Annotated in this window: 26 protein-coding genes; 10 read left to right on the top strand and 16 right to left on the bottom strand. The window is 72.3% G+C overall.

Going from position 1 to position 22,261, the window contains the following annotated elements; genetic code table 11:
* Window positions 1-26 precede the first annotated feature (26 nt).
* The 3 genes from ACN26Z_RS14520 to ACN26Z_RS14510 form a co-directional block, all read right to left on the bottom strand.
* Window positions 27-1,484: a HAMP domain-containing sensor histidine kinase gene (locus ACN26Z_RS14520; RefSeq protein WP_421461726.1), complete on the bottom strand. Its 1,458-nt coding sequence runs from the start codon at window positions 1,482-1,484 to the stop codon at window positions 27-29.
* Window positions 1,481-2,227, bottom strand: coding sequence for a response regulator transcription factor (locus tag ACN26Z_RS14515; protein WP_093402734.1), 747 nt, complete (start codon window positions 2,225-2,227; stop codon window positions 1,481-1,483). Before ACN26Z_RS14515 ends, ACN26Z_RS14520 begins: the two co-directional genes overlap by 4 nt.
* Window positions 2,228-2,318: 91 nt before the next feature.
* Complete coding sequence (locus ACN26Z_RS14510) at window positions 2,319-2,543, bottom strand: hypothetical protein (RefSeq protein WP_093402733.1); 225 nt, start codon at window positions 2,541-2,543, stop codon at window positions 2,319-2,321.
* A 164-nt stretch (window positions 2,544-2,707) separates the two neighbouring features.
* Between ACN26Z_RS14510 and ACN26Z_RS14505 the strand changes: the two genes are divergently transcribed.
* From ACN26Z_RS14505 to ACN26Z_RS14495, 3 genes are all read left to right on the top strand, one after another.
* On the top strand, window positions 2,708-3,655 hold the full coding sequence (locus ACN26Z_RS14505; RefSeq protein WP_421461725.1) for a serine/threonine-protein kinase: 948 nt from the start codon (window positions 2,708-2,710) through the stop codon (window positions 3,653-3,655).
* A 59-nt stretch (window positions 3,656-3,714) separates the two neighbouring features.
* On the top strand, window positions 3,715-4,137 hold the full coding sequence (locus tag ACN26Z_RS14500) for an OsmC family protein (protein ID WP_421461723.1): 423 nt from the start codon (window positions 3,715-3,717) through the stop codon (window positions 4,135-4,137).
* A gap of 335 nt (window positions 4,138-4,472) precedes the next feature.
* A complete protein-coding gene (locus ACN26Z_RS14495) occupies window positions 4,473-5,339 on the top strand; it encodes a hypothetical protein (RefSeq protein ID WP_421461722.1) in 867 nt (288 codons plus the stop codon).
* A 43-nt stretch (window positions 5,340-5,382) separates the two neighbouring features.
* On the opposite strand, the gene ACN26Z_RS14490 is transcribed toward ACN26Z_RS14495, so the two are convergent.
* The 3 genes from ACN26Z_RS14490 to ACN26Z_RS14480 form a co-directional block, all read right to left on the bottom strand.
* Window positions 5,383-5,829, bottom strand: a complete 447-nt coding sequence (locus ACN26Z_RS14490) for a response regulator (protein ID WP_093402729.1) — start codon at window positions 5,827-5,829, stop codon at window positions 5,383-5,385.
* A gap of 208 nt (window positions 5,830-6,037) precedes the next feature.
* A complete protein-coding gene (locus ACN26Z_RS14485) occupies window positions 6,038-7,084 on the bottom strand; it encodes a cobalamin B12-binding domain-containing protein (RefSeq protein WP_282238811.1) in 1,047 nt (348 codons plus the stop codon).
* Window positions 7,081-8,835 carry a PP2C family protein-serine/threonine phosphatase gene (locus ACN26Z_RS14480; RefSeq protein ID WP_421461719.1) on the bottom strand — a complete coding sequence of 585 codons (1,755 nt, stop codon included), beginning with the start codon at window positions 8,833-8,835 and terminating at the stop codon, window positions 7,081-7,083. Before ACN26Z_RS14480 ends, ACN26Z_RS14485 begins: the two co-directional genes overlap by 4 nt.
* Window positions 8,836-9,087: 252 nt before the next feature.
* Here ACN26Z_RS14480 and ACN26Z_RS14475 point away from each other — a divergent pair, with 252 nt between their 5' ends.
* Entirely contained in the window at window positions 9,088-9,429 is a 342-nt protein-coding gene (locus ACN26Z_RS14475) for an STAS domain-containing protein (RefSeq protein WP_348774984.1), read from the top strand.
* Window positions 9,430-9,494: 65 nt separating this feature from the next.
* On the top strand, window positions 9,495-9,842 hold the full coding sequence (locus ACN26Z_RS14470) for an STAS domain-containing protein (RefSeq protein ID WP_421461718.1): 348 nt from the start codon (window positions 9,495-9,497) through the stop codon (window positions 9,840-9,842).
* A gap of 67 nt (window positions 9,843-9,909) precedes the next feature.
* Here ACN26Z_RS14470 and ACN26Z_RS14465 read toward each other — a convergent pair whose 3' ends face one another.
* The gene (locus tag ACN26Z_RS14465) at window positions 9,910-10,206 is read right to left on the bottom strand and encodes a hypothetical protein (protein ID WP_421461716.1); all 297 of its coding nucleotides are present in this window, start codon (window positions 10,204-10,206) and stop codon (window positions 9,910-9,912) included.
* 215 nt (window positions 10,207-10,421) lie between these two features.
* Between ACN26Z_RS14465 and ACN26Z_RS14460 the strand changes: the two genes are divergently transcribed.
* Window positions 10,422-11,399, top strand: a complete 978-nt coding sequence (locus ACN26Z_RS14460; RefSeq protein ID WP_421461715.1) for a DUF2267 domain-containing protein — start codon at window positions 10,422-10,424, stop codon at window positions 11,397-11,399.
* Between the two features lie 71 nt (window positions 11,400-11,470).
* On the opposite strand, the gene ACN26Z_RS14455 is transcribed toward ACN26Z_RS14460, so the two are convergent.
* The 5 genes from ACN26Z_RS14455 to ACN26Z_RS14435 all read right to left on the bottom strand — a co-directional run bounded on the left by ACN26Z_RS14455 (window position 11,471) and on the right by ACN26Z_RS14435 (window position 15,548).
* Window positions 11,471-12,772, bottom strand: coding sequence for an NAD(P)/FAD-dependent oxidoreductase (locus ACN26Z_RS14455; RefSeq protein ID WP_421461713.1), 1,302 nt, complete (start codon window positions 12,770-12,772; stop codon window positions 11,471-11,473).
* 58 nt (window positions 12,773-12,830) lie between these two features.
* Window positions 12,831-13,112 (bottom strand): DUF6510 family protein, encoded by a 282-nt coding sequence (locus tag ACN26Z_RS14450; protein WP_282238818.1) that lies wholly within the window; start codon window positions 13,110-13,112, stop codon window positions 12,831-12,833.
* A gap of 13 nt (window positions 13,113-13,125) precedes the next feature.
* Entirely contained in the window at window positions 13,126-13,848 is a 723-nt protein-coding gene (locus ACN26Z_RS14445; RefSeq protein ID WP_282238819.1) for a ferredoxin reductase, read from the bottom strand.
* Between the two features lie 8 nt (window positions 13,849-13,856).
* Entirely contained in the window at window positions 13,857-14,456 is a 600-nt protein-coding gene (locus tag ACN26Z_RS14440) for a sulfite oxidase-like oxidoreductase (RefSeq protein ID WP_421461711.1), read from the bottom strand.
* Between the two features lie 78 nt (window positions 14,457-14,534).
* Window positions 14,535-15,548 carry a TerC family protein gene (locus ACN26Z_RS14435; RefSeq protein ID WP_282238820.1) on the bottom strand — a complete coding sequence of 338 codons (1,014 nt, stop codon included), beginning with the start codon at window positions 15,546-15,548 and terminating at the stop codon, window positions 14,535-14,537.
* 242 nt (window positions 15,549-15,790) lie between these two features.
* Here ACN26Z_RS14435 and ACN26Z_RS14430 point away from each other — a divergent pair, with 242 nt between their 5' ends.
* A complete protein-coding gene (locus ACN26Z_RS14430; protein WP_421461708.1) occupies window positions 15,791-16,957 on the top strand; it encodes a CaiB/BaiF CoA transferase family protein in 1,167 nt (388 codons plus the stop codon).
* Window positions 16,958-16,981: 24 nt separating this feature from the next.
* On the opposite strand, the gene ACN26Z_RS14425 is transcribed toward ACN26Z_RS14430, so the two are convergent.
* On the bottom strand, window positions 16,982-17,392 hold the full coding sequence (locus tag ACN26Z_RS14425; protein WP_093402720.1) for a DUF2267 domain-containing protein: 411 nt from the start codon (window positions 17,390-17,392) through the stop codon (window positions 16,982-16,984).
* Between the two features lie 147 nt (window positions 17,393-17,539).
* Here ACN26Z_RS14425 and ACN26Z_RS14420 point away from each other — a divergent pair, with 147 nt between their 5' ends.
* The gene (locus ACN26Z_RS14420) at window positions 17,540-17,812 is read left to right on the top strand and encodes a DUF2795 domain-containing protein (RefSeq protein ID WP_093402719.1); all 273 of its coding nucleotides are present in this window, start codon (window positions 17,540-17,542) and stop codon (window positions 17,810-17,812) included.
* Window positions 17,813-18,038: 226 nt separating this feature from the next.
* Here ACN26Z_RS14420 and ACN26Z_RS14415 read toward each other — a convergent pair whose 3' ends face one another.
* The 3 genes from ACN26Z_RS14415 to ACN26Z_RS14405 form a co-directional block, all read right to left on the bottom strand.
* Complete coding sequence (locus tag ACN26Z_RS14415) at window positions 18,039-18,701, bottom strand: hypothetical protein (RefSeq protein WP_093402718.1); 663 nt, start codon at window positions 18,699-18,701, stop codon at window positions 18,039-18,041.
* 63 nt (window positions 18,702-18,764) lie between these two features.
* Window positions 18,765-19,361 (bottom strand): dihydrofolate reductase family protein, encoded by a 597-nt coding sequence (locus tag ACN26Z_RS14410; RefSeq protein ID WP_421461705.1) that lies wholly within the window; start codon window positions 19,359-19,361, stop codon window positions 18,765-18,767.
* Between the two features lie 51 nt (window positions 19,362-19,412).
* Window positions 19,413-19,955, bottom strand: a complete 543-nt coding sequence (locus tag ACN26Z_RS14405; RefSeq protein WP_093402717.1) for a TetR/AcrR family transcriptional regulator — start codon at window positions 19,953-19,955, stop codon at window positions 19,413-19,415.
* Window positions 19,956-20,019: 64 nt separating this feature from the next.
* Here ACN26Z_RS14405 and ACN26Z_RS14400 point away from each other — a divergent pair, with 64 nt between their 5' ends.
* Both ACN26Z_RS14400 and ACN26Z_RS14395 read left to right on the top strand, forming a co-directional pair.
* On the top strand, window positions 20,020-21,138 hold the full coding sequence (locus tag ACN26Z_RS14400) for an alpha/beta hydrolase (RefSeq protein ID WP_421461702.1): 1,119 nt from the start codon (window positions 20,020-20,022) through the stop codon (window positions 21,136-21,138).
* Window positions 21,135-22,256 (top strand): FAD-dependent oxidoreductase, encoded by a 1,122-nt coding sequence (locus ACN26Z_RS14395; protein WP_421461700.1) that lies wholly within the window; start codon window positions 21,135-21,137, stop codon window positions 22,254-22,256. Before ACN26Z_RS14400 ends, ACN26Z_RS14395 begins: the two co-directional genes overlap by 4 nt.
* The last annotated feature ends 5 nt before the right edge of the window (window positions 22,257-22,261 follow it).

Here is a 22,261-nt window from a genome sequence, read left to right as displayed (position 1 = left end):
GCAGCTGTCGTGCCGCCGTGGCTCGCCTATGCGTCGGCTGTGGAGTTGGGCAGCCGGACGGTGAAGACGGTGCGGCCCGGCCGGGAGTCCAGGGCGACGGTGCCGTGGTGCGCCTCCACCACGGCGGCGACGATGGCCAGGCCGAGGCCGGTGCTGCCGTGGGCGCGGGACCGGGAGCTGTCGCCGCGGGCGAAGCGTTCGAAGACCTCGGGCCGCAGCTCGGGCGGTACGCCGGGGCCGTCGTCGGTGACGCTGAGTTCGGCGGTGTCGCCGGCCTGGCGCAGGCGGGTGGTGACAGTGCTGCCGGGCGGGGTGTGCACCCGGGCGTTGGCCAGCAGGTTCGCCAGCACCTGGTGCAGCCGAGCCGGGTCGCCGGGCACCCGGATGACCTCGTCGGGCAGGTCGAGCTGCCAGCGGTGCTCGGGGCCGGCCACGTGCGCGTCGCTCACCGCGTCCACCATCAGTGCGGTGAGGTCGACCGGTTCGACCGCCAGGGGTCGGCCCGAGTCCAGCCGGGCCAGCAGCAGCAGGTCGTCGACGAGGCCGGTCATCCGGGTGCTCGCCGATTCGACCCGGCGCAGCGCGTGGGCCACGTCGGGCGGCACCTCGTCGCGGCCCCGGCGCGCCACCTCGGCGTAGCCACGGATCGCCGCGAGGGGCGTACGCAGTTCGTGGCTGGCGTCGGCGACGAACTGGCGTACCCGGGTCTCGCTCGCCTGCCGGGCGGCGAGCGCGGCGGCGACGTGGCCGAGCATCCGGTTGAGCGCGGAGCCGACCTGCCCGACCTCGGTACGCGGATCGGTGTCGGCTGCCGGGACCCGTTCGGAGAGTGCCACCTCGCCCCGGTCCAGCGGTAGTTCACTGACCCGGGCGGCGGTGGCGGCGACCCGGCGCAGCGGACGCAGCGTGGCCCGGACGATCAGCGCTCCGGCGGTGCCGGCGATGAGCAGGCCGACGGCGGTGACCCCGGCCTGCGCGGCCACCATCGCCCAGACGGTCTCCTGCACGCCGGCCAGCGGCACACCCAGCACCCGCACCGTCCCGGTGGCCGACTGCCGGGCCACCACCCGGTAGCCGCCCCGGTCCCCCAGGCTCAGACTGTGCGCCCGGCCGTCGGTTGGCACGTCGGCCAGCTCGCCCACCTCGCCGACCGGTACCGGCTGTTCCTGCCGGCCGACGAGTGTCCACGCCTCGGTGACCCGGCCGTCGACGACCTGGGCGCTGATCGTGCCGGGCGGGAAGCCGCGCGGTACCCGCACGTCGCCCCACGGGCCGGTGCCCGGGCCGGGTTCCCAGGGGGCGCTGGGCCGCCCGCCGGGCGTGAAGCGCAACTGCTCGTCCACCCGGGAGATCAGGAACTGCCGCAGTGCCACGGTGGTGAGGCCGCCGATGGCCAGGCTGACCACGGCGAGCAGCGCGACCAGGGTGATCACCAGGCGGGTCCGCAGCGACCAGCCCGCCAGCCACCGGCGCACTCCGCTCACTCCGCCGGCTTGAGCAGGTACCCGGCCCCGCGCAGCGTGTGGATCATCGGCTGGCGGCCGGCGTCGATCTTCTTCCGCAGGTACGAGATGTACAGCTCGACCACGTTGGCCTGGCCGCCGAAGTCGTAGTTCCACACCCGGTCGAGGATCTGCGCCTTGCTGAGCACCCGGCGGGGGTTACGCATCAGGTACCGCAGCAGCTCGAACTCGGTCGCGGTAAGGGTGATCAGCCGACCGTCCCGGCGTACCTCGTGGCTGTCCTCGTCGAGGGTGAGGTCGCCCACGGTGAGCACCGCGTCCGGGCGGGCGGCCACCGCGAAGCCGGAGCGGCGCAGCAGCGCGCGCAGCCGGGCGATGACCTCCTCCAGGCTGAACGGCTTGGTCACGTAGTCGTCGCCGCCGACGGTCAGCCCGGCGACCCGCTCCTCGACCGCGTCCCGGGCGGTCAGGAACAGCACCGGCACGCTGTCGTTGTCCGCCCGCAACTTGCGCAGCACCTGGAAACCGTCGAGGTCGGGCAGCATCACGTCGAGCACCACCGCGTCGGGTCGGAACTGCCGGGCGGCGCGTACCGCCGCCATGCCGTCGGCTGCCGTACGCACCTGCCAGCCTTCGTACCGCAGCGCCATCGACAGCAGGTCCGTCAGGGTCGGCTCGTCGTCGACGACCAGCACCCGGACCGGTTCACCGTCCGGTCGACGCAGTTCCACCCGGCCCGGCGTGGCCTCGCCCTCGATCCTCATGGCTGCCATGGTGGGGCCGCGCACTTGGGGCCGCTTGTGCGGTTGCTGTGTGCCAGCTGTGCGGCCACCGTCGGAGGGGGTCGACCCGGGGTCACTCGGTCACACCGACCGGGTCGGTCCGGACGAAACGCATGGACCAGGTGCCCGACCCGTCGGGGCGTTGCCGCACGTAGAGATGGTCGGCCGCCGGTGTGGGCGCCTCCTGCGGCCGGCGCAGCACCCACAGCCGCGGCGGCGCGCCGTCCGGCCCCGCCGGCAGCGACCGGACCAGGTCGTGGGCCGGACCGCCGACGAAACGTACGGTCACCTCACTCATCACGTTCCGCCTCCAGCCCGCCCGGCGCGTCGGGCGTCCCGGCTCGCACGCTAACGCACCAGCCGCCGTAGGAGGCGGGTTTGCCCTGATCGGAGCCGGGGTACCGTGCCGGGGCCACGGCCTCACGCGCCGCGGCGGAGCACTACGAGGTCAGGGGGCGGTCGATGCGTACGCTGGACGGGCGCTACCGGCTCGAACAGCGCATCGGCATCGGCGGGATGTCGGAGGTGTGGCGGGCGTACGACACCGTGCTGGATCGGTCGGTCGCGGTGAAACTGGTCTCGCCCGGTCAGCCCGACGGGACGGCCTCGGTGGAGCGGATCCGCTCCGAGGCACGCTCCGCGGCCCGCCTGGTCCACCCGAACGTGGCAAGCGTGCACGACTTCGGCACCTGCGACACCGGGTTGGGGCACGAGCTGCCGTACATCGTCATGGAGCTGGCGGAGGGGCAGACCCTCGCCGCACACCTGCGCACCGGCCCACTGGACTGGCGGATCGCGGTGCGGGTCTGCGCGGAGGTCAGCGCCGCGCTGGCCGCCGCGCACGCCCACGGCATCGTGCACCGCGACATCAAGCCGGCAAACGTGATGCTCACCCCCTCGGGGGTGAAGGTGCTGGACTTCGGCATCGCCACCCCGGCCGGGGCCGCCGACACCGCGCCCGACGGCGTCGTGGTCGGTACGCCCGCGTACCTGGCACCGGAGCAGCTGCACCGGGCCCCGGCGACCCCGGCGGCCGACATCTACGCCCTCGGCGTCCTTCTCCACTACAGCCTCGCGGGACGCCTGCCGTACCCGGTGGACAGCGTCAGTGAGTTGCTCGGGCGGGAGTCACGCCGGGCACCGCGGCCGTTGCCCGAGTTGCCCGGGCTGCCCGCCGAGGTGGCGGACCTGTGCCGGCGCTGCCTCGCCGACGACCCGACCCGGCGGCCGAGCAGCCTGGTGGCCGCACTGCTGCTGGCCGAGGCGGTCGACGCCCGGGTGTACGTGCCGATGCACGAGCCACTGATGCCACGGCAGCGGCCACCGGCGGTGAGTCCGTGGACGGAGCGGGCGGCGGCCGAGGTCACCGAGGCCGCCGCCGGCGCCCAGTGGAGTCGGCACGGCGGTTGATCCCCGGTTTCACGCGTCCGACCCCGGGTAGCCGGGCGGGGAGTGACGGGAGGAACGCGATGCCGAGTTCCTGGCTGAACGAGGTTGCCGCCGCGACCGCCGAGGGCGGTCACATCCACACCGACGACGAGGCGCTGTCGACCGCCCTCGCCTCGCCGCTGGCGCCGCACTGCACCGGGCTGACCCCGTCGCAGCTGCTGGCCGCCGCGTTCGCGTCCTGCCTGCACCACGCGGCGGTGGAGGCGGCCGGCGGGATCACCGACGAGGCGCACACCGTGCAGGTACGCGCGGAGGCGAAGCTGGGGCGGGACGACGACGGCCGGTACCGGGCCGACGTGCACGCCTCCATCTCGTCGGTCGGGCTGAGTCGACAGCAGCTCGCCGAACTGGTCGAGCACGCCGATCGGCTGTGGCCGTTCTCCAGCGAGGACGGCGGCCGGCACCGGCTCACCGTCACTCCGGCGGAGAACGGCCGGCACTGACCCGCTGGTGGGATGAGCGGGCCGGGTTCCTGCCGGCGCGTACCGCCGCCGGCGGGCACCGGATGGTCCGACCGCCCCACCAGACGGCTCGAATGGGTCGAGCCAAGCCTCACCCATTCGGGGGAGGCAACCAACGGGCTCGATAGACGTCTACAAGATCCCGTTTCCGCCCTGTTTTATAGGCTCATTCCTGACATTTACTCCACGGCGGATAGGTCGGGCTCGACCCATATGTAGGCGTAAGTGGAAAATGACCCGGCGGATAGCCGCGAATTGTGACGCATGCCACCAACCGGGCCGATGGCAGGCGGCGATTGGCTTTCTAGCCTCGGCGGGTGCATCCCGACGACGACTTCGACCAGAAGCTGACCCCCGGGCAACCGCCGAGCCTTTCGGCCGACGGTGCATCATCCGAAAGGTTGATGGGGCGGCATCGTGCCGTGCCGACACCGCGCCGCGGCGTTCGCGCGGTGCTCGCCTCCACCCCGGTCCGGGTGGCCCTGGCCACCGGCGTGACCTGCTGCCTCGGCGCCACCGCCGTCGTGGCCACCCGGCACGATGACGAGGTACCCCCGCCTCCGGTGACCGAGGCGCTCACCGACCGCGCGCTCACCGACCGCGCGCTCGCCGCCCAGGAGAAGGCCGCCTCCCGGTCCCTCGACCGCAGCCCCACATCCGCCCCGGCCAGCCCCACCGCCTCGCCCAGCGCCAAGCCGTCGCCCACCCCCAAGCCGAAGCCGAAGAAGACCCCCACCAAGCCACCACGCCCCCGACCCGTCGCCGGGCTCACCCAGGCACAGATGGACAACGCCAAGGCAATCGTGGACGTCGGCGTCGACATGAAGATCCCCCGCCAGGGGCTGGTGATCGCGGTGGCCACCGCGATGCAGGAGAGCACTCTGCTCAACTACGCCAGCGGCGTGCTGCCCGAGTCGCAGAACTACCCGCACCAGGCCATCGGCTGGGACCACGACTCCGTCGGGCTGTTCCAGCAACGCCCCAGCAGCGGTTGGGGCAGCGTACGGGACCTGATGCGGCCGGCGTACGCGGCCCGCGCGTTCTACGAGGCGCTGCTCCAGGTGCCCGGCTGGCAGCAGATGAGCCTGACCCTGGCCGCCCAGGCCGTGCAGATCTCCGCCTTCCCCTACGCCTACGCCCAGCACGAGGACCGGGCCGCCACCGTGGTGGCAGCGCTGACCTGAGCCGGGCGTACGTCGTCGGGTCAGGCCCGCCGGTAACGGCGGGTCAGCCCCGCTTGGGCAGCACGACCACCCGACCGAAGAACTCGTCGATCCGGTGCACCACGTCGTTGAAGTCGTCCAGGTCGATCGGCTTGGTGACGTAGGCGTTGGCTTGGAGCGTGTAGCTGCTGATGATGTCGGTGTCCGCGTTCGAGGTGGTAAGCACGACGATCGGGATCGTCCGCAGGTCCTCGTCGCCCTTCACCTCGCCCAGCACCTGACGCCCGTCCATCCGGGGCATGTTGAGGTCGAGCAGGATCACGTCCGGGCGTTGGGCGTCGCCGTGCCGGCCCTCGCGGCGGAGGAACTCCATCGCCTCCTGACCGTCGGCGACCACGTCGATCACCTTCTCGACGTCCGAGGTGGCCAGGGCCTCCTCGATCATGAGCACGTCGCCCGGGTCGTCGTCCACCACGAGAATGCGAACCGGAGCGAGGGTGCGTGCGCCCATCTCTACCTGCCTCAGGTCGGCCAGGACGGGGCCTGCCGGCCCCGCGCTGGCGGAAATCTAGCCCATCGCCGGACGGTCGGCGACCGCCGGGTCCGCGAAGTCGCGGCCGTACCTCCAGCACCCCCGGCCTGGCCCGCTACGGTCAGCACAGATGTTTGCTGCGCGACAAGTATAGGGGGGCCATGGGGGCCGGCATCTCACCTCGCGGTCAGGCGGCTCGCCGGTCGGCAACCGGCAGTACCGCGCGTCCCCGCTGGAGATAGTCCACCGCCCGGGGAAAATCGTGCAGCACCCTGCCGTAGTGGGCCAGCGAAGCGTCCACCGTCACGGCCGGCACGCCACGACTGTCCAGGATGGTCACCAGCCACTCGACGAACTCGGTGAACAGCGAGCCGTCGTCGACGTAGAGGGCGGCGGCCAGGAAATCCAGGATGTATCCGAGGTCGCTGACCGTCGAGTCCAGTTGGGCCGGGCTGTGGTCGCGAATGGCCGGGAACCGCTGCGCCAGGTCGGCCAGCGCGCTGTCGATCAACTCACCGCGCCGGCTCACCAGACTGGCGTACTCGTCGTCGGCCAGGTGCGCCAAATCGGCCGCCGCGACCGAACGCAGGGCCCGTTCGTCGCCGAGCAGGTCGGCGGCGGCGGGCGCGCTGCCCGCCCAGGGCACGCCGAGCCGCCGAGCCCACCGGCCGTCCACACCGAAGCCCCGACCACCGACCAGCACCGGCACGTCCGAACGCCGGCACGCCTCGATCATCCGGTGCGCGTGCGGCAGCCGCATCGGCAACGCGGAGGCCAGCGCCACCGCGTACGCGTCGTGCCGGTGCAGGTACGACACCAGGTGCGCGGCGGGGACGCTGGCGCCCAGGAAGGTGACTTGCCAGCCGCGCAGCCGCAATACCTCGGCGACCAGTCGCGCCGGTAACGCGTGCCATTCACCGTCCATGCAGGCCACCACGATCCGGGCGCGGGTCGGGCGCACGTCGGCGTACGTGGCGACGGCCGCCACCACCCGCTCGCTGATGTGCGTCGCCGCGTGCTCCTGGGCCACACTCCACTCGTTGCGCGCCCAACGCTCCCCCACCTCGGCCTGCGCCGGAGCGACCAGATCCAGCAGCACGCGTTCGGCCGCCACGCCGGCGTCGAGCAGCCCGCGCGCCACCTCGATGGCGGCATGCTCGTCGGCCTCGGCGAGACAGTGCAGGTAGTCCGGGTAGACGGCGTCGAGCGAGGCATCCCTCGTCGCGGCGGTCACCGGGCCGTCGCCCCCTCCGGGTCCGGCCCGGCCACGCTCGGCACCGCGTGCAGATGCCGTTGGGGGCGGTTGGCGACGCCGCTGGCGCGCAGCGCGAGAACCGCGATGTCGTCGTGGTCACGCTGGGCCAACCAGTCGGAGGTCACCTGCTCGATCCGCTCGGCCAGCGCCGGTGCCGGCATCCGGTGGCACCCGGTCAGCGCCTGCACCAGACGATCGGCGCCGAGCAGTTCCTCGCCCCGCCGGCCGCCGCGCGCCTCGGTGACTCCGTCGCTGTATAGCAGGCAGGTTTCACCGGGGGCGAGCCGCGTGGAGACCTGACCGATGCGCGGATCCGGCACCACGCCGATGAGCATGCCGTTCAACGGCAACTGCTCCACCTCGCCGGAGGAACGCAGCACCAACGGCGGCAGGTGCCCGCCGCCGGCCAGCGTCAGCCCCAGGCCACCGTCGCGGTGCGGACGGACCACACCCAGCACCATGGTGGCGAACCGGCCCTGACCGTGCGCCAGGGTCGTCTCCAGCAGTGCGTCGTTGAGCAGCCGCAGCAGCCTGGCCGGTTGCTGCTCGACCCGGTGCAACGCGTGCAGGCACTGACGCAGCTGCCCGGTGAAGACCGCCGCCTCGACCCCCTTGCCGGAGACGTCGCCGAGGAAGAACACCGAGCCGCCGTCGGGCAGCCGGTGAGAACCGTAGAAGTCGCCGCCGATGCGCAGGCCGGCCTGGGCGGGACGGTACGCCGTGCCCCACTCCACGCCCGGCGCCGCAGCGGGCTCGACAGGCAGCAGGCTGGCCTGCAACATGTCGGCCACCTCCGCCTGTTCGCGGTAGAGCAGCGCGGTGGTCAAGGCCGCACCGGCCCGGGCGGCGAAGGCCCGCACCAGGTCGAGGTCGGCCTCGCCGTACCAGCCGCCCGTCCCCCGGGCGACGAGCAGTACGCCCGCAGGCGCGTCCCGGCCCGGCAACGACACCAGCCGGGCAGCCACCTCGGCGGCGGAGACACCGGGCAGCCAGCCCGCCTCAACGACCTGCTCGACCAGCCAGTCGACGGCATGCGGCTGGTTACCCCGCAGACTCTCGACGATCGCCGGCGGGAGCGCCGTCGCGGGAATCACCCCGCGATCGACGGTGGGTGTCTCGCCTCCGGCCTGACTGGCCCGCCACCAGCGGGCCCGTCCGGACCGTGGCGCCAGCACCAGCACCGCCACCTCGGCGAGGGTGGGCACGGCGAGGCGGACCACCGCTGCGGCGGCCCGGTCCGGATGCAGCGGGTTGCCCAGCTTGTCGCCGACCATCGTCAGGAATGCCGACCTGGACCGCTCGGCGGCCAGTTCCTCGGAGCGCCTCGCACGGTCGCTGACGTCCTCGACGTACCAGCAGCTACGCCCGGCGGAGAGCGGGACTCGACGTACCCGCAGCCGCCGGCCGTGGTGAAGCAGGTATGGATCGAGCGAGGCCAACTGCTCGACGGCCGCGAGCGTCCCGCCGACGGCCACCTCGGGCAGCAGACGCTGCGCGACCGGGCTGACGTGTCGTACGGTCCCGTCCGGGCCGCACACCACCACGCCTTCACGGAGATGCTCGGCGATCTCGGGCCAGTCGACGGCGGGCTGACCCTGCACCGGCTCCAGGGCGGGCAACGCGGCGACCGACCGGGAGGTGGTCGGACGCCAGGCGGCGACCCGGGCGGCGCTCGGCGTGGAAGACCGTCCGTCGCCGGGGTCGAGGTCCCTGACGTCGGCACCTGTCACCAGCTTGAGCCTCGCTCCTTGTCGGGTCCGCAGCCGCTTCGAGCGGCATGCATGGTCACGTCCTGACACCCAGCCTACGCGGGTCTGCCGGTGCCGCCACCCGGGCGACCGTCCGCCGGGCACCGCCGGCCGCCCGAAAGGCGGGCCAGCTCAGTGGTTGTTACGATCCGATCGCCCCTACCCGCCCGCCACCCGCGGAAGGCGTGATCGTTGCTGTCCCACGGTCGCAGACCCGAGACGCCGCCGCTGAGCATGTCCGTCGACCGGTCCGATCCTGACGCCCCCGTGATCAAGGTCGTCGGTGATCTCGCCTACACCACCGCCGCGCCGCTGCGGGCCGAGATCGACCGGTCGATGAGCACCGAACCCAGAACGCTGGTGCTCGACTTCGGCGGCCTGCAGTTCATCGACAGCACCGGACTCAGCGTCATCGTGCACGCCTGGCGCGAGGGTCAGCAGCGGGCCATCCGACTGCGGCTGCGGACCGTCCCCCGGTTCCTCGAGACCATCCTCGACATGACGGGGGTGACCGGCCTGCTGGCCCGCGAACCGGTCGGCACCGAGCCGGACGATCAATCTCCGGTCACCGCGTAGCGGCTGTCGGCAAACTTCACACCCCCGCGACTTGCGCTTGGCCGGCGTACTGGGAGCATGTAGTCATGTCGGCACAGCTGTTGGTCATCGAGGTCGACCGGCACGACGCGGGGCAGGCCGAGTTGCGGCTGACCGGCGACCTCGACTTCGACAGTGCGCCGGAACTCATCGACGTCGTGGCCGCCCTGCGGCGCGACGGCTACCAACAGTTCGTCCTCGACCTCAGCGGCGTCGGGCTGTGCGACTCGTCCGGGTTGAGCGCGCTCGTGGTGGCCTATCGGGGTGGCTCCGCGCCACTGCGGCTCACCGGCGTCAACCCCACGCTGCGCCAACTGCTGGACCGCACCGGCCTCGCCGAGCTGCTGGAGCTTCCCCTGGCCGCCGGGGACGATGACGTGCAGGCGGCCGGCTGATCCACTCGGGCCACCAGAAGGGGTGGCCCCCGACCCTGGGACCAGGGGTCGGGGGCCGGAGGATGGCTCAGGAGGCCGGGACCGGATACCGGCCCGTACGGTGGATGGTCGGCTCCGCGTCCTCCGGTGGACCCGAATCCGGAGTTTTGAACAGATAGCGGACGAACTCCGCACCTGTACCGTCGTCCTGCGCCCCGGGCCACTGGCCGGCGCAGTCGACGCCGATCACCTCGCGGCCGCCGCCGTCGGCCTCTTCCAACAGCGCCCACAGGCTCACCGGGTAACAGCGGGTGCGCTCAGGTGCCAGCCGCCACCGGGCGTACCAACCGGGTCGAGCGGGGACGATCTCGACTATCCGCTTCATCACGACCTTCCCTTCCGCCGTGCCTCGGAAGATCTCCGGTCCACCACGATCGTCAGCCCCGCCCGGGTGACCGGCCCTCACCCCGGCGGGATGAAGCCTCACCGGCGTCGGCGACCGGCACCCGGCCCGACCCCGGCCCGATCGTTTCGCACCGGCGACGGCCGGGAAGGCCATCGACGAAGCCAGCGAACACCAGCGGAAGCGAGGTGTGCACCATGCGTAAGCAGATGGAGGGCGACAACCAGCGCCGCCGGGCACTGGCCCGGCAGGCCCGGGAACGCGGCATGCGAGCCGCCGACGCCGGCGCCAGCCTGAGCGCGTCCAAACAACTCACCCACCTCGACCAGAACAAGCGGGCCGGCCCGGCACCGGCTGGCGGCCGCAAACCGGACACCACGCGGGGCGGTCCCGCTCCCCCGCCAGCCGGTTTGCCGGAGGCCCCTCGGCCCCGGCCGGAGCCAGGTGTGCAGGCACCGGGGATCACCACCATGGGCTACCGCGACCTGGTCGAGGACGTCGTACGTCGCGCCGGGGTCGACTTCCGCACCGCCAAGGTCGGGGTCGAGTCGACGGTGCTCGTGCTGGCCTGGGCCCTGGAGGCCGGCGAACGCCGCCGGTTGCTGGAGGCGGTGCCCGCCTCACTGCACGACGTGGTCCCGGTGGACGGCATCGAGCGGCGCCAGGACCTGGGCGGCTTCCTCTCCGAGGTGGGTCGGATCAGCGGTCGAAGCCCGGAGCAGGCGCGCTATCAGGCCGAGGCGACCCTCGCCGCACTCGCCGAGCACGACGGTGACCTGGTCGAGTCGCTGCACGTACCGGATGAGCTGCGGCAGTTGCTGGAGCAGCCGTCGGCCGGCGGCGGCGTGGTCGGTCCGGTCAGCGCGCTGCCGCCGTTGTCGGCGGCCGAGCTGCGTACGGCCCTGGGCGACCTGCCCTACTGGTCCGGTGACGGCACCGCGCTGTCCCGGACCCTGGAATTGCCGCCGGGCAACCTGGACCGGGTGTTGGACCGGCTCGACCTGCTGCGCCAGCAGACCGGCCGCGGACCACGGATCGGCCGCGCCGACCCGACGACCGCCGTGCTGACCGTGACCTCAAGCAACGCCGGGGCGGTGACCGCGATGGACATCGACCTGGCGCACGCGGTGGATGACGCCATCGACGAGGCGGGGGCCGGAATGGCCGCCGGCTGAGCCGTCGAGATGTCAGCCGTGCGGTCGTGGACACCCACACGACCGCACGGCGGGTCGGTCGGGCCCCGTGGTCAGCGGGCCCGCGCCGGCATCTCGGGCGACGCACTCTCCAGCGGTACGGCGGTGGCGGAGATCAGTCCGAGCTGTGCCGCCGACCGTTGCAGCGCGGCGTCGAGGAACCAGTCCGCGCTCACCCTGGCCCGGTTGCCGGGCATCGCAAGCAGGTGGTAGCCCCGGGTGACCGCCTTGGCGGGCAGACCGGACAGCGGCACCTTCAACGGGTTCGCCGCGGCCTGCTTGCCGCCCAGGTCGACCACCCAACCGAGATCGTGGTGCTTGTACGGCCGGCGGCGTCCCTGCCCGTACGAGGCGGCGATGTTGTGCGCGGCCAGTTTGCCCTGCCGCTGCGCGTGCTGAGCGGTCATCGTGCAGATCTCACCGGGCCGGGTCAGGTCGGGCACCGCGGCGGCGTCGCCGCAGGCGTAGACCTCGGGGAACCCGGGGACGTTGAGGTACTCGTCGACGACCAACCGCCCTTTCTCGGTCCGCAGGCCCAGTTCCGCCACGAACGGGTCGGGACGTACGCCGACGCACCAGACCAGCGAGCAGGTGGGCACGTACTCGCCGTCGGTGAGCTTGACCCCGTCGGAGGTGGCGACCGCCACCGAGGTACCCATCCGTACGTCGACCCCGCGCCGCCGCAGCACCTTGTCGGCGGTGGCCGACATCCGCCGGTCCAACTCCGGCAGCACGCGTGGGGCCACGTCCAGCAGCATCCACCTCGGCCGGATCTTGAGCCGGGGGTGTTGGGCGGCCAGTTCGTCGGTGAACAGGATGCCGTGCGCGGCCACCTCGGTACCGGTGTATCCGGCACCCACCACCACGAACGTGGCACGTGCCTGCTGCTCCGCCGGATCCTCTGCCTGCTCGGCCAGCTCGATCTGCCGGACCACATGATCGTGCAGGTAGAGCGCCTCAGGCAGACCGCGGAAGCCGTGCGCGTACTCGGTCACGCCGGGAATTGGTAGCAGCTTGTTCACGCTGCCGACGGAGAGGACCAACCGGTCGTACGCCAGCCGATTGCGGTCGCCCTCCGGCTGGGTGAAGCCGACCCACCGGTTCTGCAGGTCGACGCTGTCGGCCTCGCCGATCACCACCCGTACGCCGTCCAGGGTGCCGGCCAGCGGCACCGCGATCCGGCCCGGCTCCACCACCCCCGCCGCCACCTCCGGCAGCAGCGGCAGGTACAGGAAGTAATCCGTCGAGTTCAGCAGGACGATCTCGGCTCGGTCGCGGGCCAACCGGCTCAACGTCTTCGCCGCGTGGTACCCGGCGAACCCGGCCCCCACGATCACCACACGAGGCTTCGTCATTTCGGCCCGGTTCCCGTCATGCGCGCCGGCAAACGTCCCCACGACAGTCGCGAAGACCTCAGCGTGGCCGGTCGAGTGGCATCGGGAACTGGAGGAACGTGGCGCCGCGCAGGTCCAGCCAGGCGCGGTCGGGCGCGCGGACCAGCCGCACCATCACCTCGACGCAGGTGGGGCAGCGACCCACCAGGCCGGGCGCATGCGAGTAGACCCGAAGCCCGGCCACCGGACCGGGGGTGCCACAGGTGGCGCACCGGGCGGTGGCGGTGCTCAAGTCGACCGCGAACACCTCCCCCAACGGACCGTCGAGCATGTTGCCGTCCACGTAGGGCAGCGCGGTCATCCGCGGTCTCCTCTCAACCGGTCGGGCCGAAACGTTCGGTGCGTACCCGCCGCGCCGGGTGGCCCAGCCCGACGAGCAGGTCGGAGACGGTCTCCACGAAAGCGGTGGGCCCGCACACGTACACCAACGGCTCCAACTCCGGCGGCCAGCCATGGGTGTTGACATCGGCGAGGCCGAGCCGGTGCGGCTCGCCGCGCCAGCCCTCGGGCGCCTGCCGGGTGTACACGTACGCCACGTCCAGGCCGGCGTCGTCGCGTACCCGTCGCCGCAGCTCGTCGGTGTAGAAGGCGTCCTCGGGGGTGCGGACGGAGTAGATCAGCCGGAACGGTGCCCGGCTTCCGGCCGCCCGCCGGCCACGGATCATGGCCATCAGCGGCACCACCCCCGACCCCCCGGCGACCAGCAGCACCGGTTCGGTCTGCTGTGGCCGCCAGACGAACCAGCCGCCGATCGGGCCGCGCACCTCGACCGGATCACCCTCGCGGTAGGCGTCCACCAGGAACGGCGACACCTCGCCGTCGGACACCCGCTGGATGGACACCTCGATCCGGTCACCGTCGGCGGGGGCGGCGAGCGAGTACGACCGGGCGGCCTGGTACCCGTCCGGCGCGGTGAGCCGGATGTCGACATGCTGGCCAGGCAGGTGGGCCGGCCAACCGGGTACCTCCAGCACCAGGGTCCGCGCCGTCGGCGTCTCGGTCCGGTGTGCCACCAACCGGGCCGCCCGCCAGCTCATCCGGCCGCTCAATCGCCCTGGTACCGCTGCTCACGCCACGGGTCGCCGTAGTCGTGGTAGCCGGCGGTCTCCCAGAAACCCGGGGTGTCCTCGACGGTGAGATGAATGCCCCGCACCCACTTGGCGGACTTCCAGAAGTAGAGGTGCGGCACGAGCAGCCGCGCCGGCCCGCCGTGCTCGGCCGGCAGGTCGTCTCCGTCGTAGGTGTGCACCAGCCAGGCCTGCCCGTCGCGCAGGTCCTCCAGCGGGAGGTTTGTGGTGTAGCCGCCGTAGGAGTGCGCGAGGGCGTAGTCGGCGGCGGTGTCCACGCCCTCGAGCAGCGTGTCCAGCGAGACGCCGCGCCAGGTGGTGCCGAGCTTGGACCACCGGGTGACACAGTGAATGTCGACGGTCGGCGTCTCCTGCGGCAGCGCCATCATCTCGTCCCAGCTCCACCGGTACTCCGTACCGGTCTCGGAGCTGATCACGAATTCCCACTGGTCACGGGGCACCCGTGGGGTCGGGCCCGCGGAGAGCACGGGAAAGTCAGGCGTCAGGTACTGGCCGGGAGGCAGATCCGGAGCCTCGGCGCGCGGCCGACCCTGGAAGCCCGGTGTGACGATACCCACCGCTCAGTCCTACCACGGCGAGGACCGCCGGGGGCGGGTTCGACCGGCACGGAGTCGGCCACCCGTTCCCGGAGACGCTCACTTCCGCTCGGTGACGACTTCCTTGGCCCCCGGCACCACGTTCCGGGTCGCCCGCAGGCTGGTGATCGTGACCACGGTCAGCACGCCGACGATGACCAGCAGCGAGGCCACGGTGGGGATCTCCGGGACGCCCTCCCAGACACCGTGCGCCCAGTGCAGGCCGAGCTTGATGCCGATGAAGGCCAGGATGATCGCCAGGCCGTAGGTGAGGTGGACCAGCCGGCTCAGCGCCGCGTGCAGCACGAAGTACAGCGCCCGCAGGCCCAGCAGGGCGAAGGCGTTGGTGGCGAAGACGAGGTACGGGTCCTCGGTGATGCCGTACACCGCCGGCACCGAGTCGACGGCGAAGACCACGTCGGTGGCGAACACCGCAACCACCACCAGCGCGAGCGGGGTGAGCGCCCGACGCCCGTCGACCCGGACGGTCATCTTGGTGCCGTGGTACTCGTGGACCACCGGCATGAACCGGCGCAGCAGTCGCACCGAGCGCATGTTGCCGATGTCCACCGTCTGCTCGTGCCCGGTGAACGCGTCGCGGAGCAGCTTGGCGGCGGTGAACAGCAGGATCAACGCGAAGATCAGAAAGGCGAAGTCCAGGGTTTGCAGGGCCGCCGCGCCTAGGGCGATGAAGACACCACGCAGGACCAGCGCTCCGGTGATGCCGAACAGCAGCACCCGCTGGGCGAGTTCGCTGGGCACTGCGAAGGCGGCCAACAGCAGCATGAAGACGAAGAGGTTGTCGACCGACAGCGACTTCTCGACCAGGTATCCGGTGAGGTACTCGAAGCCACGCTCGGAGCCGTAGCGGTGCCAGACCCAGGCACCGAAAGCCAGCGGCAGGGCTATGTAGAAGGCGGTCCAGCCGAGTGCCTCCTTGAGCGACACCTCGTGCGGGCGCCGGGTCACCAGGAAGTCCAGCGTCAGCAGGGCGAGCACGCCAAGGATGGTGATCGCCCACAGCGAGGGCGTGCCCACCGACTGCAGACCAGCCGCGACAGACAAATCGGACATGGGGCCTCCTCGAACACCGTGTCATGTTCGAGGTCTCCTTCACCCACGTTTCGTGGGCAACCACCCGAGGCGCGCTCCGGGCGCGCCGTACTGACCGGCATGGTTCGTGGGAAGTACTCCCCTCGTGCTGACAAGGTTAGGACAGCCGAATTCCACCCGCCAGGCGGGGCGTTGTCGGGCCCGGTGGCTTCGCTCACGGCCGGCAGCCGACCGCTGCTGAGGTGAGCGCCTATCGTGACCCGGTGACCGCAGACCTGGCGACCGGCCCGCTGGCCGGCGTACGCGTGGTGGAACTGGCCGGGATCGGCCCCGGGCCGTTCGCCGCCATGATGCTGGCCGACCTGGGGGCCGACGTGATCCGGGTGGACCGGGTCACCGAGGTGGATGCCACGGCCTTCGGCACCCCGCACCCCGATCTGCTCAACCGGGGGCGCCGCTCGATCGGGGTGGACCTGAAATCCGCCGACGGGCGCGAGGTGGTACTGGCCCTGGTCCGCGACGCGGACGCCCTCGTCGAGGGGTTCCGGCCCGGCGTCACCGAGCGGCTCGGCGTCGGGCCGGCCGACTGCCACGCGGTCAACCCGGGGCTGGTCTACGGCCGGATGACCGGCTGGGGCCAGGACGGCCCGAACGCCCCGTACGCCGGGCACGACATCGACTACCTGGCGCTGACCGGTGCGTTACACGGCATCGGACGGGCTGGTGAGCCTCCGGTGCCGCCGATGAACCTGCTCGGCGACTTCGGTGGCGGCGGAATGATGCTCGCCCTGGGTGTCGTCTCCGCGCTGTACGCGGTGCGCGGGGGCGCCACCGGCCAGGTGGTCGACGCGGCCATCGTGGACGGGGTCGCGGTGCTCAGCACCCAGATCCACGCCCTGCACCAGCTCGGCATGTGGCGAAACCCGCGCGGGGTCAATCTGCTCGACGGGGGTGCGCCCTTCTACGACACGTACGAGTGCGCCGACGGGCGGTACCTCGCCGTCGGGGCGCTGGAGCCGCGCTTCTACGACGAGCTGGTGCGGCTCACCGGCTTCCCGCTGCCGCCGGACGAGCCGATCGACCGCACCGACCCGGCGAACTGGCCGGCGCTGCGGGCCGCCTGGGCGCGCCTGTTCCGCACCCGTACCCGCGACGAGTGGGCCGCGCTGCTCACCGCCTCCGACGCCTGCGCCGCGCCGGTGCTGGACTGGCGTGAAGCCCCGGAACACCCGCACCTGGCCGCCCGGAAGACGTTCGTGCTCAGCGACGGGGTCGTCCAACCGGCGCCGGCACCCCGGTTCTCCGCCACCCCGGCCGCGATCCGCCGGCCGCCGCCGTGGCCGGGCGAACACACCGACGAGATTCTCGGCGAGGCAGGCTTCGACCGGGACCGGATCAGCCGGCTGCGCGCCAGCGGGGCGATCGGCTAGTGCGGTGTCCGCACCGACGGCCAGTCAGCCGCGCCGCAACGTGGCGCCGGGCGCCAGGGCGGGCTCAACCATGTCGCGGTAGTCGCGGGGCAACTGGACCACCAGTTCGTCGAACTCGCCACCGGTCACCGCCTCCCGAAGGGTGGTGAAGACCGCGCGGACCGCGTCCCGGGCGGCCGGCTCCCCCACCCCGGCGCGGAGCGCGACCCGGGCGACGAACTCGGCGGCGCCGAAGCGCTCCGCCGCCTCGATGTCCGGTGTCGGGCGCATCGGCAGCCTCAGCGGAGCGGGCAGCTGCACGGCCAGGTCCAGCACCTCGCCGCCGGTCAGCCGCTCGGCCAGCGTCTCCAGCGTCGCCCGAATCAGCTCCACCGCCCGCGACGATGACGTGGCGGTGCGCTGGGCGACCTGGTCGACGAACGTGTCGTAGTTCATCGCGTACCCCCTCCGGCCGGCGCTTACCCACCCGCCCGGTATGGAAACGGCGACTGCTTTTCCGTCGGCCTCGGCGCGTGAGCGGCCCCGGGTCGGGTATCCGCGCCCGGTTGTGGCCGGACCGAATGCCCGGGAGGAGCCGACATCATGGCGAGTTACGCCGACGTCCTGCAGTACCTGTCGAGCCTGGACTACCCCGCCGGGAAGGACGAGGTGGTACGCGAGGCCGAGCGGGAAGGGGCGCCGCCGGACGTGCTCCAGGCCCTGCGCGCCCTGCCTCCGGTGGATTACGCCAACGGCAACCAGGTGGCCCGTTCGGCCGGCATCGACGCGGCCCCCGAGATCACCGATGCGCAGCGTGGCGCGCAGGGACGCGACAAGCGGCACCAGCGGGTATCTCAGCACCTGCGCGGCATCTAGGCCCTGCCCGGCGCGTCTCGACTCGCCGGTAGACAGGGAGGCGCCCCGGCAACGAACCGCTGCCGGGGGCGCCCCTGCGTAACCGCCTGCCCTGGCGACGGCGCACCCGAACCGGGTCGCGGCCACCAGGCGGCCGACAGCCACCCGAACCGGGTGGCTGCGTTTTACTGCGGACAGCTTACCGCACGCCATCAGCCGAACGGACAGCGGGTACCGACGAAGGGCCTCATTCTGTCAGCTCGGCGTAGCGCCCCTCCAGGTCGACCCGCGCGAGCGCACCGACCAGCCAAGCGAGCCGCTCCGACTCGCGGCCGCCGGCCAGCCCGGCGAGATCCTCGGCGGAGCGGCCCAAGCCGAGTCGCCGCGCCGCCGTCAGCGCCCGCCGGTCGGCCACCGGCGCGACCTCGCCCCACAGCGCCTGCACCTCGCGCAGGAACAGGTCCGCGACCTGCTCGTCGACCCCCGGGAGGGCGGTGAGCAGGGCCCGCTCACGGGCCGGGTCGCGGTGCGCCGCCGACCGCAGCCGCCTTAGGTCGCCCCGGTACCGTTCGACGACCGTGCGGGCCAGCCGGCCCAGCAGGTCGGCCAGCGCGTCGACGTCGCCGCGCTGGCCGCTGTCGCGCAGCGCCCTGACCCGATCCGGGTGTGACGCGCCGGACAGCCGGGCGGCGCTGTCCCAGCCCGCGTCAGACAGCGCGTGCGCGCCGTCGACGGCCCGCCGGAAATCTCCCCGGCGGGCGAGCAGCATGGACAGGCAGAGCACCTGGAACAGGCTGGACGGGTTGTTTGTGACCCGGAATCCGTACTGCTCGGCGAAGCCCCGGCCGCTACCGGCGAGCCGACGCGCCAACCGCTTCCTGTCCTCGATCGTGGCAACCGTGGTGGGCATGAGCGGCTGTTACCCGCGCCCCGCACGAGTAGGCCGGGTGTCCCGGCCGCCCGGACACGAACCTCAGCTGCGATCCAACGTCAGTACGCGTACCCCTGAGTCCAGCACGGCGGCGTCCACGTGGGTGAACAAGGTGGGCTGGAAGGGACCGGCGAACATCGGGATGCCCGAGCCGATCACGGACGGGTGCTGCTTGATGATGAGCCGGTCGATCTCGGGCAGCAGGCTGTGGGCCAACGTACCGCCGCCGACCAGCCAGATGTCCAGCTCGCTGCCGTCCTGCTTGAGGCTGCGGACTCGGTCGAGGGCGTCGGTGCGGACCAGCTCGACGGCGTTGCCCGGCGTTGCCCGCAGGGTGGTGGAGAACACCAGGTGACGCAGGTGCGGATAGGCGTCGTCGAGCCCGGCGTCCAGGCCGAGCTGATAGGACGCCCGACCTTCGAGCACCGTGTCGAAGACCTTTCCCGGCCCCTCGACGCCCAACGCGGCACGGGCGGGCGCGGGCAACGTCTCCGGGAAGTTGGTCACCATGTAGTCGATCAGGTCGGCGGGGACCGGGAAGTAGCTCCGGCCGCTCGGGTCCCCGCCGTCCGGGCCGGCGATGAAGCCGTCGAGGGTGGTCGCCACGTAGTAGGTGAGTCGGCGCAAGAGGCTCTCCATCACAGGACGCTCAACTGTCGGATCGGTCCTCGGGGTTCAGGCCGGCTTGGGTCACTCGGCGCCCACGAGCCTCGCCAGGGTAGCTTCCAGCTCGGCGCGGCCGCGTTGCTGCCCCTCGGCCGCGGTGAGTTCGGCGAAGAGCAGACCGTCGACGAGCGCGAGCGCGGCCTTGGCCACATCGCGTGCTGCCACGACGCCCTGCTCGGTCAGCCGCTGCTCGATGGCACCACGCACCCGGTGCGTGCCGGCCGCCAGGACCTCGCGCAGCTCGGGCCGCCGTACGGATTCGAGCGCGAGCTCGTAGCGGGCGAGGAGCCGCTCCCGGTCGGCGCTGAGCAGCTGTTCGGCCACTCGGGCGAGGTCTGCGGCGAGCGTCCCGCCGGTTGCGGGAGCGAGGGCCGCCTCGTCCAGTTCGGCCAGCCGGTCGACGGCCGCCCGGAGCAGGTCCGCGCGGGTGCGGAAGTAGTAGGAGGTCGAGCCGAGCGGAAGCCTCGCCTCCCTGTCGACGGCTCGGTGCGTGAGTCCACGTCCACCGGCCGTGGCCAGCGTGGTGATCGCCGCGTCCGCGATCACCGTCCGGCGTTCGGTCGCCATGGGCTTCCCTCCCAGCTCTACAGGTGTAGAGTAGCACTCCTCGACACCTGTAGAGGAGGAGTCCATGCCGAACGACTACGTGGTGCACGTCCTCGTACTCGGCCTGGCCACCACCGCAGCGTTCAGCCCACCCACGCGACCACGGCCGCTGGCGCGGGCCGCCTTCCTGGCCGGGATGGTCGTGAACGAGGTGCCCCACCTGGTACTGACGCTGCTCGCGGTCTCGACCGCCGCGGCCGTCTGGAGCGGGGACCTGCGCCGCGACGTGTTGTCGGGCGTCCTGCTGGCGGGCGCGGCCGCGACCGCGGTGATGCTTGTCGGGTTGACCCGCCGGGCCACCCGTTCGAGCTCCGTCGCTGACGCCGCACTCCGAGCGGCCGGCATAGACCGCGCACCGCCGCGACAGAGCCGGTGGCGTACCGCCCTCGCCCCGCTTCCGATCCGACCGCGTTCCGTGCAGCGGCTACGCAACCTGCGCTACGGCGACCACCGACGCCAGCGCCTCGACGTGCTGCGACGCCGCGACCGGCCCACGGGTGGCCCGGTGCTGGTCTACTTCCACGGCGGCGGCTACTTCTCGGGAAGCAAGAACTGGGAAGGTCGTGGCCTGCTGCATCACCTCGCCGCGCGCGGCTGGCTGTGCGTGAGCGCGACGTACCGACTCCGTCCCGGTGCGGGCTTCGAGGAGCACCTTGCCGACGCGGAGGCCGCGATGGCCTGGGCGCGCGAGCACGCCGAAGAATACGGCGCGGACGCGACGACTGTGGTGATGGCGGGCAGCTCCGCGGGCGCTCATCTGACCTCTCTCTACGCGCTACGCGCGACGCCCGACGAGCGCCCTGCCGCAGCGGTCTGTCTCTACGGCTACTACGGCCGTTACTACGGCCGCGGTAGAGACGAGGTGGTCACGTCGACCCCGTTCGCGCTGCCGGCATCCGACGCACCGGCCTGCCTGATCGCGCACGGAAGTCTCGACAACCAAACCTCCGCCGCCACGGCGCGCGCCCTGGCGGACAAGCTGCGAGCCGAGTCGTCGCAGCCGGTGGTCCACGTCGAACTGCCCGGCGGCCAGCACGCGTTCGACTTCGTCTCCTCCTGGCGGCTGACCGCTGTCATCGACACCCTGGACGCTCTTCTGGCTGACATCGGCGTGGGAGCGAAACGTCGCCTGGAGGCGTCGTGAAGGTGCTGATCGCCGGCGGGGGTGTCGCCGGTCTGACACTCGCGGCGCTGCTGCGTCCCCGTGGCCACCAGATCACCGTGGTCGACCCCGGCCACGGCAGCGACGACGGCTTCGCGCTCGCCCTGTGGCCACACGGAACCCGGGTGCTGCACGCGGTCGACGTTCATGACCGGCTGGTCGAGCGCGGCCTTCCGATGCGGCGCTACACGGCGCGGTCGGGGTCCGGAGCCCTGCTCACCACCTCCGGGCCACCTGCCGGCATCGCCCGCCACGGATATCTGGGCATCGTGCCGCGCGGCGACCTCGTCGAGATGCTGGCCACGGCCTGCGACCACGTCGAGCACCGGACAGGTCGCGTCGTTGCCCTGGAGCAGCACCACACCCGCGTCGATGCTCATCTCGACGACGGAACCACCATCGAGGCCGACCTGTTGGTGGGTGCCGACGGCATCGGTTCCGCGGTGCGCACCGCGCTCCTCGGACCCCAGCCCCGGCATGACACGGGATGGACCTGCGCCACGTGGTGGATCGAGGCGGCGGACCACCCGGGCGACGCCGGTGAGACGCTGGAATTCTGGGGAGCCGGCAGCTTCGTCGGGTGCTACCCGTGCCAGGGCCGGGTGTGCCTGATCGTCGGCGGTCCCTCGGATACCGTCCGTGGTCCGCAGGCCAGGGCATGGCTGCGCCGGACCCTCACCGGAGCGGGCCTGCCCGCCGACCGTCTGCTGCCCGGCTCAGACGACGAACGTTGGCTGTGGCCCATGACCGACGTGCGCTCCACCCGATGGGTACGCGACCGGGTGGCGCTGGTGGGGGACGCCGCCGCCGCCTTTCTGCCGACCGCCGGAATGGGCGCCTCGATGGCACTGGAATCGGCAGCGGCGCTGGCCGATGAGCTCAGCCGCTGCGACGCCGGCCACGTGCCCTTCGCGCTCCGCCGCTACGAGCGGCGGCGAAAGGGGCGTGTCGAGCGGGCGCAGCGGCAGTCACGCCACTTCGCCCGGGCGCTCTTCACCTCGTCGAGCACGGTCGCCCGCCTCCGCAACGGGATCGTCGCCCGGATGTCCGTCGACCGGCTGCTCGACCCCTTGGTGCGCGACTTGGAGCACCCCGCCTGACTGGA

The sequence above is a fragment of the Verrucosispora sp. WMMD703 genome, assembly GCF_049178935.1.
Taxonomy (GTDB): Bacteria; Actinomycetota; Actinomycetes; order Mycobacteriales; family Micromonosporaceae; genus Micromonospora; species Micromonospora sediminimaris.
This window is presented reverse-complemented; position numbering and strand designations above follow the sequence as displayed.

Coding starts and splice junctions, on each gene's coding strand:
- ACN26Z_RS14425 (WP_093402720.1), bottom strand. CDS start 17,392: ATGAACTACGACACGTTCGTCGACCAGGTCGCCCAGCGCACCGCCACG.
- ACN26Z_RS14460 (WP_421461715.1), top strand. CDS start 10,422: ATGCGTAAGCAGATGGAGGGCGACAACCAGCGCCGCCGGGCACTGGCC.
- ACN26Z_RS14465 (WP_421461716.1), bottom strand. CDS start 10,206: ATGAAGCGGATAGTCGAGATCGTCCCCGCTCGACCCGGTTGGTACGCC.
- ACN26Z_RS14515 (WP_093402734.1), bottom strand. CDS start 2,227: ATGAGGATCGAGGGCGAGGCCACGCCGGGCCGGGTGGAACTGCGTCGA.
- ACN26Z_RS14435 (WP_282238820.1), bottom strand. CDS start 15,548: ATGTCCGATTTGTCTGTCGCGGCTGGTCTGCAGTCGGTGGGCACGCCC.
- ACN26Z_RS14445 (WP_282238819.1), bottom strand. CDS start 13,848: ATGAGCTGGCGGGCGGCCCGGTTGGTGGCACACCGGACCGAGACGCCG.
- ACN26Z_RS14450 (WP_282238818.1), bottom strand. CDS start 13,112: ATGACCGCGCTGCCCTACGTGGACGGCAACATGCTCGACGGTCCGTTG.
- ACN26Z_RS14500 (WP_421461723.1), top strand. CDS start 3,715: ATGCCGAGTTCCTGGCTGAACGAGGTTGCCGCCGCGACCGCCGAGGGC.
- ACN26Z_RS14505 (WP_421461725.1), top strand. CDS start 2,708: ATGCGTACGCTGGACGGGCGCTACCGGCTCGAACAGCGCATCGGCATC.
- ACN26Z_RS14415 (WP_093402718.1), bottom strand. CDS start 18,701: ATGCCCACCACGGTTGCCACGATCGAGGACAGGAAGCGGTTGGCGCGT.
- ACN26Z_RS14420 (WP_093402719.1), top strand. CDS start 17,540: ATGGCGAGTTACGCCGACGTCCTGCAGTACCTGTCGAGCCTGGACTAC.
- ACN26Z_RS14490 (WP_093402729.1), bottom strand. CDS start 5,829: ATGGGCGCACGCACCCTCGCTCCGGTTCGCATTCTCGTGGTGGACGAC.
- ACN26Z_RS14470 (WP_421461718.1), top strand. CDS start 9,495: ATGTCGGCACAGCTGTTGGTCATCGAGGTCGACCGGCACGACGCGGGG.
- ACN26Z_RS14400 (WP_421461702.1), top strand. CDS start 20,020: ATGCCGAACGACTACGTGGTGCACGTCCTCGTACTCGGCCTGGCCACC.
- ACN26Z_RS14475 (WP_348774984.1), top strand. CDS start 9,088: ATGTCCGTCGACCGGTCCGATCCTGACGCCCCCGTGATCAAGGTCGTC.
- ACN26Z_RS14510 (WP_093402733.1), bottom strand. CDS start 2,543: ATGAGTGAGGTGACCGTACGTTTCGTCGGCGGTCCGGCCCACGACCTG.
- ACN26Z_RS14405 (WP_093402717.1), bottom strand. CDS start 19,955: ATGGCGACCGAACGCCGGACGGTGATCGCGGACGCGGCGATCACCACG.
- ACN26Z_RS14410 (WP_421461705.1), bottom strand. CDS start 19,361: ATGGAGAGCCTCTTGCGCCGACTCACCTACTACGTGGCGACCACCCTC.
- ACN26Z_RS14455 (WP_421461713.1), bottom strand. CDS start 12,772: ATGACGAAGCCTCGTGTGGTGATCGTGGGGGCCGGGTTCGCCGGGTAC.